Source organism: Burkholderia sp. Leaf177 (assembly GCF_001424345.1).
In the GTDB taxonomy this organism is placed as follows: Bacteria; Pseudomonadota; Gammaproteobacteria; order Burkholderiales; family Burkholderiaceae; genus Caballeronia.
The window spans coordinates 284,156-302,006 of the sequence record NZ_LMPF01000022.1 but is presented as its reverse complement, the minus strand read 5'-3'; the positions used below and the strand labels follow the sequence as shown (position 1 = coordinate 302,006).

Genomic DNA, 17,851 nt, shown 5'->3' with positions numbered 1-17,851 from the left:
GCATCCGACGGATACCGAGGCGGCTCTACTTATAAAACAAAATTTCGTTATCGTCAATATATTGAAAATAATAGCGGTAAATTTTGTTTTCCGCAGTAAGTTTCTGCGGGTTTTTGTCAGCGAGTAATGCGCCTGGATCGTGTCGGCCGTGATCCCGTACGCACATATGTTCCCCGAAACTTCATTCCTCATGACGCGGCTCGGGTCATCCCATCCCAGCAGCGTAGCTGTCACGCACATTCCAAAAGCAGCCGCAGATCTGCTAAGTATTGCTTCAACCCTGTCGACTTACGCAAACCACCCTTGCTGATATAGGCATTTTGATAGCCCGCCTTTTAAGCTTCACCAGTCTCGACGATAGCTATCGCACGATTAGCCCGAAGCACCGCGCCACACCACATCAGTTCCGAGACCGGGGATGTCGGCCTAGGTGCAAGCGTGCGAGCTAAGTCGGCATCTCTGGCGTCTCGCCGATCGGCCGCTCGGCTCCTATCTCCTAGAGCGGAGGCCAAAGAACGGCCTGAAAAGTGGGCCTCAACGCAGTCTGTCTTTTGTGGGTCTATATCTATTTGCATCTCGGGGACCTGCACGTGCCGATCTATTTACAAACAAGAAGTCAGCTGCACGCGAAAAGACCCTTTTAAAAATTCATCTAAGCTGCGACCGAAGGTCTAAACTTCAATATAATGAAAACACGCGCGCTTTCCACTGGGAACCAACATGACTAGCACTTTCTTGGACTTCGACCCTGTCACATTGACTTTTAATTCTGCTCACTACATTGGAGGACAGGCCTACAGTGCGCCTACTGCAGAAGACGAAATCGCCGTGGTGCGCCCTTCAGACGGTCAATTTTTAGCGAGTATTCCAGACGCAAGCAAGGAAACCGTTGATTTCGCAGTTTCAAACTCGATTGAAGCACTTCGGATCAGCGGCTGGGGCACTAGATCTCCTCGCGAAAGAGGGCGCATCTTGCTCCGTTGGGCGTCACTCATTGATCGTGACGTAGAAAATCTTGCGAAGCTTGAGGCGGTTAGTTCAACACGCCCGGTGTATGCCGCTTTTTCCGACGACGTTCCTTTTACTGCCGAGGCCATTCGTTTTTTTGCCGAAATGGCGGACAAACTGGGTGGCGACGTTGCCGCGACACGAACTAACAGCCTCGGGCTAATCGCTACGGAGCCTTACGGAGTAATAGGTGCGATCACACCTTGGAATTTTCCACTTTCGATGGCTTCGTGGAAATGCGGTCCCGCCCTTGCGGCTGGCAATGCAGTCGTATTAAAGCCATCAGAAATGACGCCATTTTCGACGGTTCGTCTTGCCGAACTGGCAATTGAGGCGGGGATACCGCCTGGGATATTTAACGTTATCCATGGTAGGGGGCAAACGGCTGGCGCATCGCTTGTACGGCATCCAGACGTTTCAAAAGTAAGCTTCACAGGCTCTACTCGGACTGGCGCAGCGATCATGCGCGATATCGCAGAGCACGGAGTGAAGCCGGTAACTCTCGAGCTTGGAGGCAAAAGCCCACAACTCGTATTTGAGCATGTGCCTAACCTTGCACATGCTGCAAAGTGCATTGTTCGTGGGTTCACGAGTAACGGAGGCCAAGCCTGCGTCGCCGGAACACGTCTTATTGTTCACGAGCGGATTGCAGGCCCATTGATTCAAGCGGTGACGGCCTTATTGGAGCCCATAAAGGCTGGTGTTACGTGGGACAGCAGGACGACTTATTCGCCAATCATCAGTCAAGCCCAAGCCTCCAGAATTGACTTCTTAGTCTCGAAAAGCCGCGATGAAGGTGCTGAAGTGCTCCATGGCGGAGGATTCTTCGAGGGCACTGGGAAGGGCTTTTATCATCGTCCTACTCTACTAGGCAATGTGACAGAAACCAATACCGCGGTGGTTGAAGAGATTTTTGGCCCAGTGTTAACGGTCCAAACTTTCGAAGAAGAAGAAGAAGGTATAGCGCTCGCTGGGCATCCAATTTACGGCCTAGCAGCGGGGATACATACAAGCGACATCGGCCAGGCACTGCGTGCGACGCGCGGCATTGCTGCTGGAACTATTTGGGTCAATCGCTATGGCCGTAGCGGCGACATGATCATTCCAACGGGCGGATTTAAACGATCGGGCGTAGGTAAAGACCTCGGCCGACAAGCAATGGAGGCATGCATGCGCCAAAAAAGTATTCTGATCGATTTCGATGCCATCGAAGAGGATGCGAATGATGTGTAAAGCATTCTTTGAGCAGCGGATAACCGTCTCGGAGGTTTGCAAAGCTGAGCGTCATGGCAATGGGTCGCAGTGCTCCCGGGTTTAGAGAACGTCCTTATCTTGTAAAACAAAAAATGAATGCAAGCGGTGGAGTTGGCAAGCGACTATTGAGGCTTCGAAAGCAAAAAAACTTATCTCTTGTCGCACTCTCGGTCCTTTCAGGCGTTTCCACCGGGATGATTAGTCAGATCGAACGAGGCGTGTCAAATCCCTCGATTCGAATTCTTGAACGGTTGCGCTTAGCGTTATTAGTGCCTTTGACCACGCTTCTAGAAGACAATTTCGTTTTTGAGCTCCCTTCTGATCATCAGACCGTTCGAAAGCGAGGTGAAGGGCCACTCTTCCGAGTGGGTGATACCGGCGTTAAGAAGCAGCTGCTATCACCCCATGGGGACCACGACCTTCAAGTGATGATTGTAAGCTTCCCACCTCGTTCTTCGGCCGAAGAAATGCTTATAGGTGCCGGAGAAAAGGCTGGATTGGTATTAGAAGGAATCATCACGTTATCTATCGACGGAGTGAAACGACAACTCATTACTGGCGATAGTTTCCAATTCAAAAGCGCACTCCCACACTCCATCTGTAACGAAACTGATGCGGAAGCTCGTTGCCTATGGATTATGAACACAAAGCAAAATTTCATCCATCTCTGATTTCACCCCAAGGTTGCCGTGGGATGAAAAGCGATCACGTTCGACGAGAACCTGAGCGCCTTTATGGCAAGACCGATACCGCTCCTAAGACTCTATGCTCGCGCCAGTAGCCCACAATACTGACTATCAGGCTTGTCGCGGTAGTGCGAAGTATTCGGTAGAACCTCAGATATCACTATCCGGAGACACAGAAGCTCGGTAGTCAGTTTATTTTCAGAAACTCGTTTTTCAAGGTTGCTTTTCAATTCATACGGTTTCCACCATATCAATAGGCCTCTAAGAGATTACCCGCTCAGGGTTTCCACTACCGAAAGATGGCTACTCAAGTATTTACGGCTTATATAGGGGTTTACGACATTCACCGGTCCTATCTTTCAAATACGATCAAAGACGCAAAGGGAACGGGTGATTCAGGACAACTCGAATGGCCAGTTCGAAAAGGTAGGTGAGGCATCAACATACGAAAGCGATCGCCGAAGCTGCAAAAGCACAATATTTTGTTGACGAAATTTTTTGAGTTCAATATAGTGAATTTACTCAGCCGTTCAGCTATTCACAACGCTATCGACTCCCATGGCCGACATTGACTGTCGTTAGGCTTGGCGGTAGCACAACCAGGAAAAGGCATGAAAAATCCCTCGGCACATGGTCTCGAGATAGCGTCCGAACAGCGCAAGGGGAACCGGTTCAAGACACTTTTGGCCGGCTCGGTCGGCCACCTGATTGAATGGTACGACTGGTCTATCTATGGATTAATGACTGCCATCTTTGCGCAACAGATCTTTCCCGCTAGCAGCCTTGCCGCATCATTGATCGCAAGCTATTCCGTCTTCGCAATTGGCTATGTTGGAAGGCCACTTGGCGCGTTTCTACTATCCCCGCTTGCCGACAAACTCGGCCGCCGAAAACTATTGTCTGCCACGATTCTTATGTCTGGTGGTGGATGCCTTATTGTTGCGCTTTGCCCGACCTACGCGCAAGTAGGGCTTGTAGCGCCGCTTCTTCTTGTGTTTGCAAGATTGCTACAGGGTATAGCTGCCGGAGGTGAGTTTCAAATTGCAGTGACTTTCCTGAACGAGCATGCGTCGAACCGACATCGGGCTGTAAATGCTTCGCCGCAAATGGCGGCCATCGGCTTGGGTATCCTTATGGCAACCGGCGTTTCTGGTCTGGTTTCCGCAAGCTTCGCGCCCGCGACACTCACCTCTTGGGGATGGCGTTTGCCATTCGTGCTCGGCGCGATTTTGTCTCTCTTTGGGCTTTATATCCGCCGCGATATCGGAGAAACCCCCGCGTTTGAGAGACTTACAAAGGCCGTTGATCAACAGCGTGTAGGAATCGTATCGATCCTGAGTTCCCTGAGAGCTTACCCGAAAGAGGTTTTTACGGTTTTTGTGATTCAAATGAATACAGTTCAATATTTTATGTGGATGATTTTTCTTCCTACCTATGCGCACCTTGTCGGTCAGATGAACCTTGCGCAGGCATTCACCGGCAGCGTGATCGCGAACGTCGTTTTTTGCGTCGCGGTTCCGATTCTTGCGGCCGTCTCTGATCGGATAGGCAGAAAGCCTATGCTCATATCAGCCGCTTTCCTTTTTCTCTTTTTCACTTATCCGCTTCTCTCAATGCTAGTAGGGGTCGCAACTTTTCGTACCTATTTGCTTGTAGCAGTTGTAGGTTCGCTCTTCGTTGCGATGAATAATTCGGTGATCGGAACAGTCTTCGCGGAGCTGTTTCCCACTCACATACGAACATCGGGAATTGGCGTACCGTATGCGATTTCCGCATTGATTTTCGGAGGCACTGCCCCGCTCGTTGCGACTTGGTTACAGGGGAAGGGCGGTACTTTGTATCTCGCAGCTTACATAGGCGTTATTTGTATTGTTTCGATTTTCACCTATTTAATCGTATTGCCGGAAACCTACAAACGCTCTCTTGTCTGAAAAAGGTAGCAGTCTGCCAAGCATTCTCTAGCAGCGAAAAGAAAAGGCGTAACCCTCAAAGGTTTAGAGGGTGCCCTGCTGTATCGAATCCAAACTCTCATCATTCATTTATGTGGAGAAGGCTTCGTAGCTTAGATGATACTAAGCAAATCGAAGATAGCTAAGGCACTTGGGATATTTAAACGAGTCACTTAGAACACTCGCGCACTTGTCAACGAATCGACGACATATGCGCTCGCTTAGTAAGCCCTGGTTTCATAGTACAAAATGGCGAACTGTGCTGGAGCGATACAAGATACCCTTACTATTTATTCTCGCACCTGCTCGTTGACTGAATGTCATTCGCATCTCAATAATCTCGAAACCCGATTGAGCTTGGGTTGGAGCAGTAATGACTAAATGGATGTTCGGTGCAGTTGGTGACGTATTTGTAAAACGCCAGCACTCAAGTGATGCCTTCCGGGGATCTAGTGACTTATTGCAGAAATTCGATCTTGTCTTTGTCGCGTTTTATCGCCGGCAAAAATGGCAGCGAATTGTCCCTAGCCGGTTTCGACGTCATGGCGCTAGCAAACAATCACATTCTCGATGCTGGATACGAAGGCCTCGCAGACACGATGAAGCTGCTGCGGTCCCAAGGTATTTCAACAGTCGGAGCCGGTTCTAGCCTGTCAGAAGCGAGGGCGGCGACGATCATCCAGCGAGCAGGAGCAAAGATCGGCTTTCTCAGTTTCGCCTCCGTTTTCCCGACTGGATGTGAAGCGCGCGCGGCGGTGCCAAGACTTGCGGCATGTCTCGAGGATTAGCGCGGACACTGATTTGCGCACATCGTACGGTCCGGTATCCCAAGAGTGCGGCTTCGCTTACTCGATTGTTTCGAAAAAAGGATGTCATTGAAAAGCCTTCCTTTATTCATCAGCTTCACCTCGGTCTGTAGTATTTACGTTCGTGCAATGTAAGCCTTAGCCAAAGTATAAATTGGCGAGTTGTAGATTTCCCAACCTTCCCTTTGGGATCTTAGTTTCTCAAAACGATACGCTAAGTTGTCCTTAGGTTTTCCGTATCGGCCCAACATGTTCTTACTAATAAGGATCTGCTGTGAAAAAAGCGATTTATGCAATGGCAGCGACTGCAGTGCTTGGCAACGTGGCGTACGCTCAGAGCAATGTTACGCTTTACGGTATTGTCGATCAGGGGTTCCTATACAGTAACAACAATTCTGGTCAGAAACTTTATGAGGCAAGCAGCGGTAATTTGAATGGTAGTCGTTGGGGATTACGCGGGAGTGAGGACATCGGGGGCGGCCTATCGGCTGTATTCAATCTTCAGAATGGGTTCAACTCCTATAATGGAAGATTGGGGCAAGGCGGCGATGAATTTGGTCGACTGGCCTTCGTCGGAATTTCTTCGAAACAGTTCGGCACCATCACACTGGGTCGGCAATACGATTCAGTGGTTGACTACACTGGCCTCTTTATCGCTGCCGACCAGTGGATGTCATATTTTGGCGCCCATCCTGGTGACCTAGATAACATGAACAATACGCTCCGGGCTAACAATGCAATCAAGTACGCCAGCAATTCCTACGCTGGCTTCACTTTTGGCGGCCTCTACAGCCTCGGCGGTGTTTCCGGACAGTTCAACCGAAACCAGATCTGGTCAGTCGGCACCGCGTACTCACAAGGGCCACTTTCCCTTGGCGCTGCATACTTGAATGTGAAAGATCCAAATTATTCTTTCTTTGGAAATAATGCGACATCGAGCACGACCGCCAGCAACATGACGGGCAGTCGAGTGTATTCGGGCTACGCTTCTGCGAAGACACAGCAAGTTATAAGTGCAGCCGCCGCTTATAAATTCGGGTCGGCAACGGTTGGGGCGACATACAGTAACACTCAGTTCAAGGATATCGGAACGGAAGCAGGGTTACCGAGGGTAGGCGCCGGGGGCGCCGCGAAGTTTCATAATGCCGAAGTGAACTTCGCGTACCAGCTCACTCCTGCCTTGGTCCTCGGTATCGCATACGACTATACGAAGGGGTATGGTGTCAACGATGCGAAATATCATCAAGGAATGATGGGTGCCGATTACTTTTTGTCGAAACGAACCGACCTTTACGCTAATGCCGTGTACCAGCATGCGTCTGGGGTTGATTCGACCGGAACGGCTGCCGTCGCCAATATCAACTTCCTTTCTCCGTCATCGACTTCAAACCAGATGGCTGCGATTGTCGGTATCCGACATAAGTTCTAGTAAATGTGACGTGATGGCAAGGGCTGGAAGCGCATTGCGTGTTCGCGTTTCCGTTTGCTCGACGCATCCCGATCACAGCTTAACTTAGAATATCTTAAGATATTTTCCGATGAACCAATATGTCCGTGACAGAGCAACGTCGAGGTACTTTGTCATTCGGCCCATCTGCACGATGGGATGGAGGTCGTTTATCGGGCCAGAGTTACATGAGACCAACGAATGTGTTTGAATAAGAAACACGGTTTATCCCTGCCACTGACGAGATCTTTCATGGAAAAAACGAAAAAATTGATTTTGCTTGGGGTCCTCACGCTCGCGTTTGCGCCACCTATATTCGCTCAAAACGCAGCTTCAAGCGGCAACACGGCCGCGTCCACCGCAGCAGGACAACTGCATAAGGGCGACATCGGAACGACGCTTCATAAGCGAGACAAGGCGATGCATTTGCACGGCGCTTCGGCGGCAGCAGCAGCCTCTGCAATGGGTACTAATGATAAAGGTGCGCCGCACTAAATCCGCGAATCGGATCTTTGGAGGAAACGCCCGCTCTCTGACGCCTCAAGTCGTGAGCAGGCGCACGAAAGAAATTTTGCCCGCTTAACTCATTGCAAAGGCTTCTGCGCCCCTGCATCGAACACATGCAACTCCGGAGCATGGCTCCGATGCTCTGTTTCATAAGTGGATCACGACCAGCAGCGCCTTTGCTTCCGTCTTCCCGGGATTGCGGATTGAGTGCGGCTCATCCGCAACATATCGGGCCGTATCTGCGACTTTCAGGCGTTTGGTCGTCCCCGCCGCTTCGATTTCTATAGTGCCTTGCAGCACTGTTAGATGTTCCCGGGTGCCTGGTTCGTGTGGATTCGATACCAGTGCTCCGCCCGGTTGCAGCAACAACTCGTACCACTCGAATTTTCCCGCTAGCTCGATTGGTCCCCATACACGCAGTTGATATTTCGCCTCTGGTCCATTTAACGTCGGGATATCGTGCGGACTCGATACCGCAATCGCTTCTGGCGCATGTTGCTGCGCAAACAGATAGTCGAGGCTCACGCCAAGCGCGTTGGTCAACCGCCACGCCACCGCAATCGTGGGATTGGCTTTGTCGCGTTCGATCTCTGAGAGCATCGACTTCGACACGCCTGCTGCCCGGGACAAGTTGTCCAGAGTCATGCCTCGCTCAGCGCGCAAGCGCGCGATCTGCTCGCCCACTCGAGGCGGAGCCGCTGCGAATTCGATGGCTGCCGCCACGCCGCTTTTCACTGCGCGCCGGGTTCCGGAACTTGCCATTTGTGGACCCATCTAAATAATATGTTCGGCATACCGGAAATCTGTTCGATATATCGTTTACTTCCGGTGGATTTCGTTACACTATAGCAGGCATCGGCAACCGCTCTTTTAGGAGCTTATTCAATGCACGACCAGTATCTGACCCATCTGCGTGGCACGCTCGAACAAATCCGCGCGGATGGGTTCTACAAGACGGAACGTGTCATCGCAAGTCCGCAATCCCCGGATATCCGGCTTGCCAACGGTTCGAACGTCCTGAACTTCTGCGCGAACAATTATTTGGGTCTCGCGGACGATGCGCGTCTAATTGACGCTGCCAAGGAGGGGCTTGACCAAGACGGTTTTGGTATGGCGTCAGTGCGTTTCATCTGTGGAACGCAACAGGTCCACAAAGATTTAGAGCACTCCATCGCGGCGTTCCTACAAACCGACGATTGCATCTTGTACTCCAGTTGCTATGATGCCAACGGCGGACTATTCGAGACCTTGCTTGACCAGTCGGACGCGATCATCAGCGACGAGCTCAACCACGCAAGCATTATTGACGGCGTGCGCTTGTCCAAAGCAAAACGATACCGCTACAAGAACAACGATCTCACCGATCTCGAAGCCCGGTTGCGCGAAGCGGATGCCGCCGGCGCGCGCTTCAAGCTGATTGCCACCGATGGAGTCTTTTCCATGGACGGGATCATCGCCGATCTCGCCGGCATCTGCGATCTGGCCGATCGCTACGGCGCGCTCGTCATGGTCGATGATTCACACGCGGTCGGTTTCATTGGTGAGCATGGGCGCGGAACGCCCGAACATTGCGGCGTGCTGTCGCGCGTGGACATTATCACGGGGACGCTCGGCAAAGCGCTTGGGGGCGCTTCTGGAGGGTATGTCGCCGCATCCCAAGAGGTGATCAACCTCCTGCGCCAACGCTCACGGCCTTATCTGTTTTCGAACACGCTCGCACCCAGCATTGCCGCAGCGACACTCAAGGTGCTCGAGCTGCTCGCGAACACCGAAGGTGCGGCGCTTCGCAAGCGGGTGCGCGACAACGGCGCGCGATTCCGTTCTGCCATGAACGCGCTCGGCTTCACGCTCGTGCCTGGGGAGCATCCGATCATCCCAGTCATGCTGGGCGATGCTCAATTGGCGTCACGCATGGCCGAGGCATTGCTCTCGGAAGGAGTGTATGTGATCGGGTTTTCGTTTCCCGTGGTGCCAAAGGGACGCGCGCGGATTCGCACGCAAATGAGTGCGGCGCACACATTCAAGCAAATAGATTTCGCAGTCGATGCGTTCGCGCGCGTCGGCCGCTTGCTCGGCATCATCTGACAGGAGACGACCTTGAAAGCATTGGCGAAACTCGAACGCGCACCTGGCCTCACGTTGACCGACGTCGATAAGCCTGAGATCGGCCACAACGACGTGATGATCCGCGTCACGCGTACTGCTATATGCGGTACCGATATCCACATCTGGAAATGGGACGAGTGGGCGCAAAAAACCATCCCTGTCCCGATGCATGTTGGTCATGAGTATGTCGGTGAAATTGTGGCCATGGGCCAGGAGGTAAGCGGTTTTGCAATTGGCGACCGTGTGTCGGGCGAAGGGCATATTACGTGCGGTTTTTGCCGCAATTGCCGTGCGGGGCGGCGCCACCTTTGCCGCAATACGATCGGCGTTGGCGTGAACCGTGAGGGGGCCTTTGCGGAATTCTTGGTGATCCCCGCGTTTAATGCGTTCCGAATCCCTGCCGAAATTTCGGACGACCTCGCTGCGATCTTCGACCCATTCGGCAATGCGACGCACACGGCGCTCTCTTTTAATCTCGTCGGCGAGGATGTGCTAATTACCGGCGCAGGCCCGATCGGAATAATGGCGGTGGCGATCGCGAAGCACGTGGGCGCTCGCAATGTGGTGATTACCGACATTAATGACTACCGCCTTGAACTCGCCAGCAAAATGGGCGCGACGCGGGCTGTGAATGTATCGCGGGACTCTTTGCGCGACGTAATGGCTGACCTGCACATCATAGAAGGCTTCGATGTTGGTCTAGAAATGTCGGGCGTGCCAAGCGCTTTCACCAGCATGCTCGACGCGATGAATCATGGCGGAAAGGTAGCCCTGCTCGGAATTCCGCCATCACAAACCGCAATCGACTGGACCCAGGTAATTTTCAAGGGGCTGGAGATCAAGGGCATATACGGCCGAGAAATGTTCGAGACCTGGTACAAGATGGTCGCGATGCTGCAGAGCGGCCTCGATCTTTCGCCGATCCTCACCCACCGCTTCCCCGTCGCCGACTATGAGCAGGCGTTCGCCACGATGCTTTCGGGCGAAAGCGGAAAGGTCATTCTTGACTGGACAGTTTGATCATTGGCGGGCAGCTGAAAATATGGGTCGTTGACGCGCTCAGAGCATTCCAACGGATGTCAGGTGCGCACTTTGAATCGCGGAACACGTTTGCGGGCATTTCGACGTTGCTCGCCGGTTCCCATATCGGTGTTATCCATTACTTCCTACACCTCAGCGGCAAGCGTGCGCATACTCTCAGGTAATAGCCGACCGCGTCAGCTTGAAAAGCTACCCATTTTTTGTCCCCGATACATCACTTGTCGAATTCGTCCTACTGTCTTGCTACCTTTTTGCCGAGGTGGGTCGGTCTTGCGTGTCATTAACAGTTCTACCCACTGAACGGCACGCAGCGGTGTTGCCGCATGCAGGCTTCCATATATGGTTCGTGCGAAGGGTTAGACCCCTCCTCGTGAGGCTTTACGGGAAGTGCACCCTATCGTACAAATCCTGAGCGCACCTCGCGCAGCGTCGGCCGAAAACTATGCGCTCGCAGCGCAGATCGGCCACGAAAATAGGGACCAGATAGTTCCTGTCTTCGTCGCGTTCGCGCGGCGTACGACCTAATAGGCGGGAACAGTCTGTCAAAGCCTAACAGAAGCGATTGATGCGATTTTCATCAGCAAGCCCGATGTTAATACGTTGACACAGATCATCGGCGCCTCTGCCGAATGCTTGGCTTTACCCATACTTCCGCCTTCACGATGGCGCCATTGAAACGATTACCAATGCGCCCGAGTTGAATCCGCCATGGGTACCTAGCACTGCCCGAAGGCGCTGGTCTCGGCGCCGAACTGAACAGAGCCGTGCTTGCCCCGTTCCTGTGGGATAGCGTCGGCGGATCCGCGCGACGATAACGCGCAAGCAGCAAACTGCGGGTCGGCAGCGGGGTTATAAATCCTCGGGCCGACCTGCTCGACATCAGAAGCGGTGCACAAAGCCTATGCCGACAGCAATCTGGCTTCGCGAGGATGCCGGAGTGCTACTGAATCCATCGCCAAGCGATGGAGTTGCAATGATGACCTTGCCGTTGCTCGAAAGAGTGTTGCCGTTGGCACGTTGACCTGATTCGACGGCATAGAGACCAGTCCGTTTTGACAAAGCGTAGTACTGAGATAACGTGACCTGGTGATACTGAGCAGCATTAGAGACGCCATTCGCAAGCGTTGCGCGCGTGTAACTATACCCGCCTGCGAAGTCCCACGATGTCGACGGTCGAAAGTGCAACACCGCTCCGGCAGAGTTAAAGATAGCCGTAGTACGAAACCCTGATCCGATGCCTGGAATGTACTGGACATTGGAGTATGAAGCCGACACGTCCCACGCAGCGGAGATTTGGTAGCCACCGGTTACTGCGAAACGCTGCTGCGCTTGCGCGGTCTGGTAGCCATTGTTGATTGCCGAGACAGCCGGCTCCGCGCCACCATTTGATGTTGTCGAAGCCGGGCCCCAAGTGCCTCCACCTGGCGTCGAATTGTTGATGCGTTCGAACGCAGCGCCCACCCCAAACGGCCCGTTTGCATATTGCAGGCCCGCAGTCCAAGTCGAACCTGCATTGACGCTGCCGGCCACGCCTCCCAAAGCATAAGACGCGCCAAGCGTGAAGCCCCCGATTGTGGGCGACTGATAGACGAGCGAATTATTGGCGCGATAAATGTTATCAAGAGAATCGACATCGCCGGGGTGCGCACCGAAGTAGCCGGTCAACCATGTGGTTGGACTCCAAGGCGCGAGGATTGTGTAATACGCGGTGTATTGTCGGCCGGCTGTCAGTGTCCCAAAGCGGGTGTTCGTCACACCCACCCACGACTGTCGCGTGAACAACCCGCCTGTGAACTGGGACGTACCGTTTGCGCTGTTAAAACCTGCCTCAAGTGCGAAGATTGCTTTCGTGCCACCTCCAAGGTCTTCGCTGCCCTTTAAGCCGAAGCGGCTGCCGGCCCACACACCAGCGGTCATCTTCACGAGCGATCGGCCCCCTGACGTAGATCCGAGTGAGGCGGAACTGTTCTGCCACGACAGACCGTTATCCACAATTCCGTAAAGCGTAACGCTACTCTGAGCCTGCGCACCCGCGCAGGCTCCGCCAAGCACGCACGACAAGATGATTGCTCTGTTCATGGCTTCCAATCCTACCTATTTGGTTAAAAAGCTTCGTCGGGATCCTGCGCAGCGTCACACCTGCCATGATTTCCCGTCAACCCATGCAAAAAATCAACAATCTTGGGAACCTGCCCTAACACCCTTCTTGCTGTAGCATCCGCAAGCACAGTTTTGTATCTGCTTGCTGTCTTTTCAGAGGCTTTGAAAAGGGCGGTGATGCAGCGATGTAAAAACAAATGAATGTCTTTTCCTTCGTTATCCTATTTAAAAAATACGTGGCAAGTTTGTGAAAATGACGCTACAAAGTGCGAGGGTACAACCAAGAATGAGCGAGCTTAACTCCTATTTTCGAACCGATCTGCATTGTGTAAATAACGCCTCAATAACAGATTAAACTGGACGAGACGACGAGCTCCAGGTTGAAAGCCGCAGTTCGGTTTCATCAAGCATTCGCGACGGCAGGCCTATCACCCGCACATACGTGCGATATAACTGTACCTTCGTCTCTCCCTGTGATGAATAAGTGCGCGATGTTCCCAGGCGGCTGCAAGCCACCAGACAAAACACGGCCCAGCAAGAAGAACAGTTAATCCGCTATGCAGCCCAGACATCTCTGGCCCGTACATTGCGTGTTGTAACGGCTTTTGCCGCGTGTTCGCTGCACTTAGAGGCGAACGAATCTCAATCGATAACGTCTAATTTCGAGACTAGACACTCTAAAACCCAATCAAGAAGCTGACTCACATTTTTAGCGGCGCGAGTCCCCGGCAAAGGTGCGTCCTCGTATAACGTGAAGACAGGCTTACCCCATTTGAGCCCCAGCGCAATTTCTGAAAGCGTACCCATACCTCCGCCAATCGCCACCAAGCAGATGCCACTTCGAGCGATCAGGGCGTTGCGCATTTCGCCGATGCCGGTTGGGATAGCAATCGTCAAGTACCGGTTCGCACCAGATAAATCTTCTTCAGGCAATATTCCCACAACGATGCCTCTCGAATCTGACGCACCCCGTGAAGCCGCTTCCATTACCCCGCCCCGGCCCCCACATATGATCGGGACGCCTCCCGAAGCGAGAATTGTCGCGACGTCATATGCAGCCGTGCATTCTCTCGAGCCCCCATCGCCTGGACCGATGATAGCGACCGGTAGCGGACATCTTCGTGTCCCGGATTGGATTCCAGCCAACATCTCCAGAGCCTTAATGCCCGCGTTCGAGAGATGCTTGCTCGCGCCGACTTGTAATGACATCGCCTACCCCTAAAACAAGAATACAAATACCAAGCAGCACAATAGACATGGCAGCCGCTTCAGGAAAATCGCCACCCGAGTCGGACACCTTCGCCAACAGCAACAAAGGTACGATATTGAGTTGAGTACCCACCAAAGCCAATGCAGTCCCGTATGTACCCATCGCAAGTGCGGCGACCAAACACGCGCTTGAAAGAACGGATGGGGCTACCTCGGGAACAACGGTGTCCCAAAAAGCTCTCGGCCGGGATGCGCCTAAAGTTCGAGCAGCCAGCAAAGGACGGTCGTCCAGGTTCGCAAACACTGGATAGAGCGATAGTGCAACCCTGGGAATCAGATAGTAAGCATATGCAAAACCCAGTCCGCCAACAGAGTAAATCCAGCTACCCACCCGCGCGGGATCGGCCCCGAGCACAGCAAGCAACTGCGTGACGAGACCCGCACGGCCAAAAGCCAAAATAAACCCGTACGCGATTACAAGGCCAGAGAACGCTAACGGCAGTCCCAAAAACGTCATCATCCATTGCCGTCGGCCTTCGGGTTGTCGAGCAAGCTCGACCGCTATAGCGGCGCCGACCAGTGCTGACAGCGCGCCGGCAATCAGACCCAGCAAGACCGTGTTGCGCACGGCACCTATGAAAAGCGCATCTCCGAATATCCGGCCAAAAGCGGAGCCACCGTCACTGAAAGCCTCTGGCGCCAACGCCAGAACCGGCAGCGCAAAAAACATGAGCATGAAGATCCAAGCCGGAATACCTCCGAAACGGATCATGATCATTTCCCCAACGCAGCTTGAGCCCAAAGCTTACTAACCTCAGAATTGCGTTCAGAGGCCTTCACGACGTCCAGGGGCCGAAGTTGTGGGGCCGGTGGCATCTTGGATTGCGCATCGAGTGCCAGGCGAACGTTAGGAATCGCCGGGCGGACAAAGCCCTGTGCAAAAAGGCTTTGGCCAACATCGCTCATCGTGAAATTCAACCATAACTTGGCTGCGTTGGGATTGGGGCCATTTTTCACCAAGCTGATTGCGTACGGCGCAGCGACGCTAGCTTCCTTGGGAATAATCACTTCAGCGGCGTCGCCCATTCCGTCGACGTATTTAGCCTTGAGGCCATCGTTCTCGTACCCGATCCAGATGGGTATCTCGCCCTTAAGAAATTTGGCGTAGGGCGTCGTACCTTCGACGCGCATAACATTGCCACCGCTGTGGAGCTTTCCTAGATATTCGATACCGGGTTTTATGTTGTCTATTGATCCCCCGTTTGCGTAAGCAGCTGCAAAGACTATGACTTGGCCAACACCCGTGGAACGAGGATCGAGATAGACGATGCTATTACGATATTCCGGTTTAAGGAGGTCAGCCCAGCCAGTGGGGACACTTTTTACGAGCTTCTTATTAACCAACAATGCGACGTTCAACGTATGGATCGTGAACCACTTCCCGCTTGCTTCACGGAACACCAGCGGGAGCTTCTCGAAATTGATGGGCTGAAAAGGAGCGACCACATCCTTTTTGACCGCGTCCACTGCCGAAGCTGCAAAATAGTACGCGGTGTCGGCTTGGGGCCTACGACGGCTCTTTTCCAGCGCGAAGACAGTAGCGGCTGATCCGATATCATTATAAGTAAGGTCAATTTCGGGGTAACGCTGCTTGAAATCCCGAAAGAGCCCCTTCCAGTTGACCCATTCTGGCCCCGTGTCAAAAGAAACGACAAAGCCCTCTTTCTTTGCAGCCTCGTAAAGCGTTTTTTCACCTGGGTAAAGTTCGGCGCCCTCAAATGAGAACGCAGGCATGCTCACTGCCAGCGGTGAGGCTGCAAGAGCGGCAAGAAGTTGGCGTCGTTTCATTGTCATTCGCTTTGAGTGGAATAGGTGCTTAGTGATCTAGTAACCGGATGTGTTCGGGAGGAAACGAAATTGACGCTTTGGCGATCGAATTGGCTTCCGCTAATACGGGTTTTGGTGCACCCTCGATCAAAAAGTCATATCGCACTACCGAACCAAGAAAGCGCTGCGTTGCCACTTTTCCTTGGAACGCGTTCGGCGCACCAGCTACGGGATCACCAACGATATGTTCCGGACGGATCATCGCAAATATCGATTTTCCAATTGCCCGCCCCTCCGTTTGCGTACTAACCCTCGCAAAGCCGAGATCAATCGTACGGTCGTCCACTACTATGCCGGGAAATATCGTCGAAAGGCCGACAAATTCCGCAACTACACTTGTCGCTGGTCTCTCATAAATCTCACGTGGAGTAGCTAATTGCAATAATTTCCCGTCTTTCATCACTGCAACGCGATCGGCCATCGTTAAAGCCTCCTCCTGGTCGTGAGTTACCAGAAGCGTCGTCGCATTGAAGCGCTGTTGAAGTGTTTTGATTTGGTCCCGCAGGTGCCCTCGAATGCCGGCGTCAAGAGCCGCTAGAGGCTCGTCGAGCAACAGCGCTTTGGGATTGATCGCAAGCGCTCGGGCCAAAGCCACCCGCTGCTGCTGACCACCCGATAGCTTTGCCACCGATTTGGTTGAAAATTCGCCAAGGCCGACAAGTTCCAACAACTCGTTCGCTCTCTGCAACCGGTCATCTTTCGGGACTCTCCTCAGCTTTAGCCCATACGCTACGTTCTCCGCTACGTTCAGATGCGGAAACAGAGAGTAGCTTTGAAACACCATGCCAATGTTGCGCGTATGAACCGGCTTTTTCGATAGATCATCACCATCAAGCAGGATTGAACCGGTATTTCCGCTTTCAAGACCTGAGACGAGCTTGAGGAGTGTTGACTTACCTGATCCACTTGGACCAATTATCGCGACAAGCTCGCCTGTACGAATATCAATATTGACATTCGACAACCCCTGATTCGTTCCAGGGTATCGGTAGCTGACATTGTTCAGAACAAGACTCATGCTCTTCTCATGATGGTGGACGACAGGAAGGCAGATGCGCTTGCCAGCAGAAGCAAAACAACGGTTGCTGCGCAGGCGAATCCCGTCGCGCCATAGAACGCCTGAAGCAGGACGACGGGATAGGTGCGATTCTGGAAGCTGGCAAGTAGGTTTGAAATCCCGAACTCGCCGACTGAGATCGCCGCGACCATAACTAAACCACTCATCAAACTCTGCCGTAGGTTTGGCACGACTATGCCAAAGAATGATTGACTGGGCCGTGCCCCCAAGGTGGCGGCCGCACGCTCGAACCGCCCAAGATCGAGGTGCCGCAGGTCGGCAAGAAGCGTGTTGGTCAGGTATGGCAGTGTGTGGACTGCGTGTGCAGCAATGAGCAACCAAAGCGTACCGAGCCAGGGCATGGCGTCAGTGTTGAAAACAATGATGTAGCCAAATCCCAGTGTGATCGTTGGCACAGCTACAGGCATCGCACTGACAATCTTCGCGGCGACACTTCCACGTCGACCGGCACCGTTGTAGAGGCTGTATGCAAGAGGCACTGCCAAAAAAGTGTCGATAACACATGTCGATAACGCAACAATTAAACTGGTTGTAAATGCCTTGCGGAAAGACGAGTTTTGCCACAAGTCTGCGTACCAGTGCCCCGTGAGTCCCACTGGAAGCATGGTGTTGGTCCAAGTCGCCCCCCCGCTGCCCAAAACGAGCAACAATATCGGCAGGACAAGATAGATACCGTACGCTACGGTAATGCCACGAATCACAGTGATTTCTCCACGGGCTTAGTCTCTTTACGGCCGCTTACTGCCGGCAAGATCGAGGAGGTAATTTAACGT

General features: G+C 52.9%; 15 protein-coding genes. 8 read left to right on the top strand and 7 right to left on the bottom strand.

The features are described from left to right. Nucleotides 1–720: 720 nt before the first annotated feature. The 6 genes from ASG35_RS20180 to ASG35_RS20155 all read left to right on the top strand — a co-directional run bounded on the left by ASG35_RS20180 (nt 721) and on the right by ASG35_RS20155 (nt 7,645). Nucleotides 721–2,241 carry an aldehyde dehydrogenase family protein gene (locus ASG35_RS20180; protein WP_056361616.1) on the top strand — a complete coding sequence of 507 codons (1,521 nt, stop codon included), beginning with the start codon at nt 721–723 and terminating at the stop codon, nt 2,239–2,241. A 53-nt stretch (nt 2,242–2,294) separates the two neighbouring features. Further along, nucleotides 2,295–2,933: a cupin domain-containing protein gene (locus ASG35_RS20175; protein WP_235527633.1), complete on the top strand. Its 639-nt coding sequence runs from the start codon at nt 2,295–2,297 to the stop codon at nt 2,931–2,933. 626 nt (nt 2,934–3,559) lie between these two features. After that, a complete protein-coding gene (locus ASG35_RS20170; RefSeq protein WP_156393283.1) occupies nt 3,560–4,879 on the top strand; it encodes an MFS transporter in 1,320 nt (439 codons plus the stop codon). A gap of 494 nt (nt 4,880–5,373) precedes the next feature. After that, nucleotides 5,374–5,685: a CapA family protein gene (locus ASG35_RS20165; protein WP_162244430.1), complete on the top strand. Its 312-nt coding sequence runs from the start codon at nt 5,374–5,376 to the stop codon at nt 5,683–5,685. Nucleotides 5,686–5,977: 292 nt separating this feature from the next. After that, nucleotides 5,978–7,132: a porin gene (locus tag ASG35_RS20160; protein ID WP_056361607.1), complete on the top strand. Its 1,155-nt coding sequence runs from the start codon at nt 5,978–5,980 to the stop codon at nt 7,130–7,132. 270 nt (nt 7,133–7,402) lie between these two features. Further along, a complete protein-coding gene (locus ASG35_RS20155; RefSeq protein ID WP_056361604.1) occupies nt 7,403–7,645 on the top strand; it encodes a hypothetical protein in 243 nt (80 codons plus the stop codon). 159 nt (nt 7,646–7,804) lie between these two features. Here ASG35_RS20155 and ASG35_RS20150 read toward each other — a convergent pair whose 3' ends face one another. Further along, nucleotides 7,805–8,431 carry an XRE family transcriptional regulator gene (locus ASG35_RS20150; protein ID WP_082508495.1) on the bottom strand — a complete coding sequence of 209 codons (627 nt, stop codon included), beginning with the start codon at nt 8,429–8,431 and terminating at the stop codon, nt 7,805–7,807. A gap of 111 nt (nt 8,432–8,542) precedes the next feature. Between ASG35_RS20150 and ASG35_RS20145 the strand changes: the two genes are divergently transcribed. After that, the gene (locus tag ASG35_RS20145; protein WP_056361598.1) at nt 8,543–9,742 is read left to right on the top strand and encodes a glycine C-acetyltransferase; all 1,200 of its coding nucleotides are present in this window, start codon (nt 8,543–8,545) and stop codon (nt 9,740–9,742) included. A gap of 12 nt (nt 9,743–9,754) precedes the next feature. After that, a complete protein-coding gene (gene tdh / locus ASG35_RS20140) occupies nt 9,755–10,783 on the top strand; it encodes an L-threonine 3-dehydrogenase (RefSeq protein WP_056361594.1) in 1,029 nt (342 codons plus the stop codon). A 900-nt stretch (nt 10,784–11,683) separates the two neighbouring features. Here the strand turns inward: tdh and ASG35_RS20130 are convergent. The 6 genes from ASG35_RS20130 to ASG35_RS20105 all read right to left on the bottom strand — a co-directional run bounded on the left by ASG35_RS20130 (nt 11,684) and on the right by ASG35_RS20105 (nt 17,779). Beyond that, a complete protein-coding gene (locus ASG35_RS20130; RefSeq protein ID WP_056361587.1) occupies nt 11,684–12,883 on the bottom strand; it encodes a porin in 1,200 nt (399 codons plus the stop codon). Nucleotides 12,884–13,546: 663 nt separating this feature from the next. Beyond that, on the bottom strand, nt 13,547–14,053 hold the full coding sequence (locus ASG35_RS20125; protein WP_235527656.1) for a TIGR00725 family protein: 507 nt from the start codon (nt 14,051–14,053) through the stop codon (nt 13,547–13,549). 10 nt (nt 14,054–14,063) lie between these two features. Continuing rightward, nucleotides 14,064–14,885, bottom strand: coding sequence for an ABC transporter permease (locus ASG35_RS20120; RefSeq protein WP_056362150.1), 822 nt, complete (start codon nt 14,883–14,885; stop codon nt 14,064–14,066). Nucleotides 14,886–14,887: 2 nt separating this feature from the next. Then, nucleotides 14,888–15,961, bottom strand: coding sequence for an extracellular solute-binding protein (locus tag ASG35_RS20115; RefSeq protein ID WP_056362147.1), 1,074 nt, complete (start codon nt 15,959–15,961; stop codon nt 14,888–14,890). A gap of 28 nt (nt 15,962–15,989) precedes the next feature. Next, nucleotides 15,990–17,018 carry an ABC transporter ATP-binding protein gene (locus tag ASG35_RS20110; protein ID WP_056361581.1) on the bottom strand — a complete coding sequence of 343 codons (1,029 nt, stop codon included), beginning with the start codon at nt 17,016–17,018 and terminating at the stop codon, nt 15,990–15,992. After that, nucleotides 17,015–17,779: an ABC transporter permease gene (locus ASG35_RS20105; protein ID WP_056361578.1), complete on the bottom strand. Its 765-nt coding sequence runs from the start codon at nt 17,777–17,779 to the stop codon at nt 17,015–17,017. Before ASG35_RS20105 ends, ASG35_RS20110 begins: the two co-directional genes overlap by 4 nt. Between the last annotated feature and the right edge of the window lie 72 nt (nt 17,780–17,851).

Excerpts from the sequence above, each read along its gene's own strand:
- ASG35_RS20180 (WP_056361616.1), top strand. The coding sequence starts at position 721 with ATGACTAGCACTTTCTTGGACTTCGACCCTGTCACATTGACTTTTAAT.
- ASG35_RS20175 (WP_235527633.1), top strand. The coding sequence starts at position 2,295 with ATGGCAATGGGTCGCAGTGCTCCCGGGTTTAGAGAACGTCCTTATCTT.
- ASG35_RS20170 (WP_156393283.1), top strand. The coding sequence starts at position 3,560 with ATGAAAAATCCCTCGGCACATGGTCTCGAGATAGCGTCCGAACAGCGC.
- ASG35_RS20155 (WP_056361604.1), top strand. The coding sequence starts at position 7,403 with ATGGAAAAAACGAAAAAATTGATTTTGCTTGGGGTCCTCACGCTCGCG.
- ASG35_RS20150 (WP_082508495.1), bottom strand. The coding sequence starts at position 8,431 with ATGGGTCCACAAATGGCAAGTTCCGGAACCCGGCGCGCAGTGAAAAGC.
- ASG35_RS20145 (WP_056361598.1), top strand. The coding sequence starts at position 8,543 with ATGCACGACCAGTATCTGACCCATCTGCGTGGCACGCTCGAACAAATC.
- ASG35_RS20130 (WP_056361587.1), bottom strand. The coding sequence starts at position 12,883 with ATGAACAGAGCAATCATCTTGTCGTGCGTGCTTGGCGGAGCCTGCGCG.
- ASG35_RS20125 (WP_235527656.1), bottom strand. The coding sequence starts at position 14,053 with ATGTTGGCTGGAATCCAATCCGGGACACGAAGATGTCCGCTACCGGTC.
- ASG35_RS20120 (WP_056362150.1), bottom strand. The coding sequence starts at position 14,885 with ATGATCCGTTTCGGAGGTATTCCGGCTTGGATCTTCATGCTCATGTTT.
- ASG35_RS20115 (WP_056362147.1), bottom strand. The coding sequence starts at position 15,961 with ATGAAACGACGCCAACTTCTTGCCGCTCTTGCAGCCTCACCGCTGGCA.
- ASG35_RS20110 (WP_056361581.1), bottom strand. The coding sequence starts at position 17,018 with ATGAGTCTTGTTCTGAACAATGTCAGCTACCGATACCCTGGAACGAAT.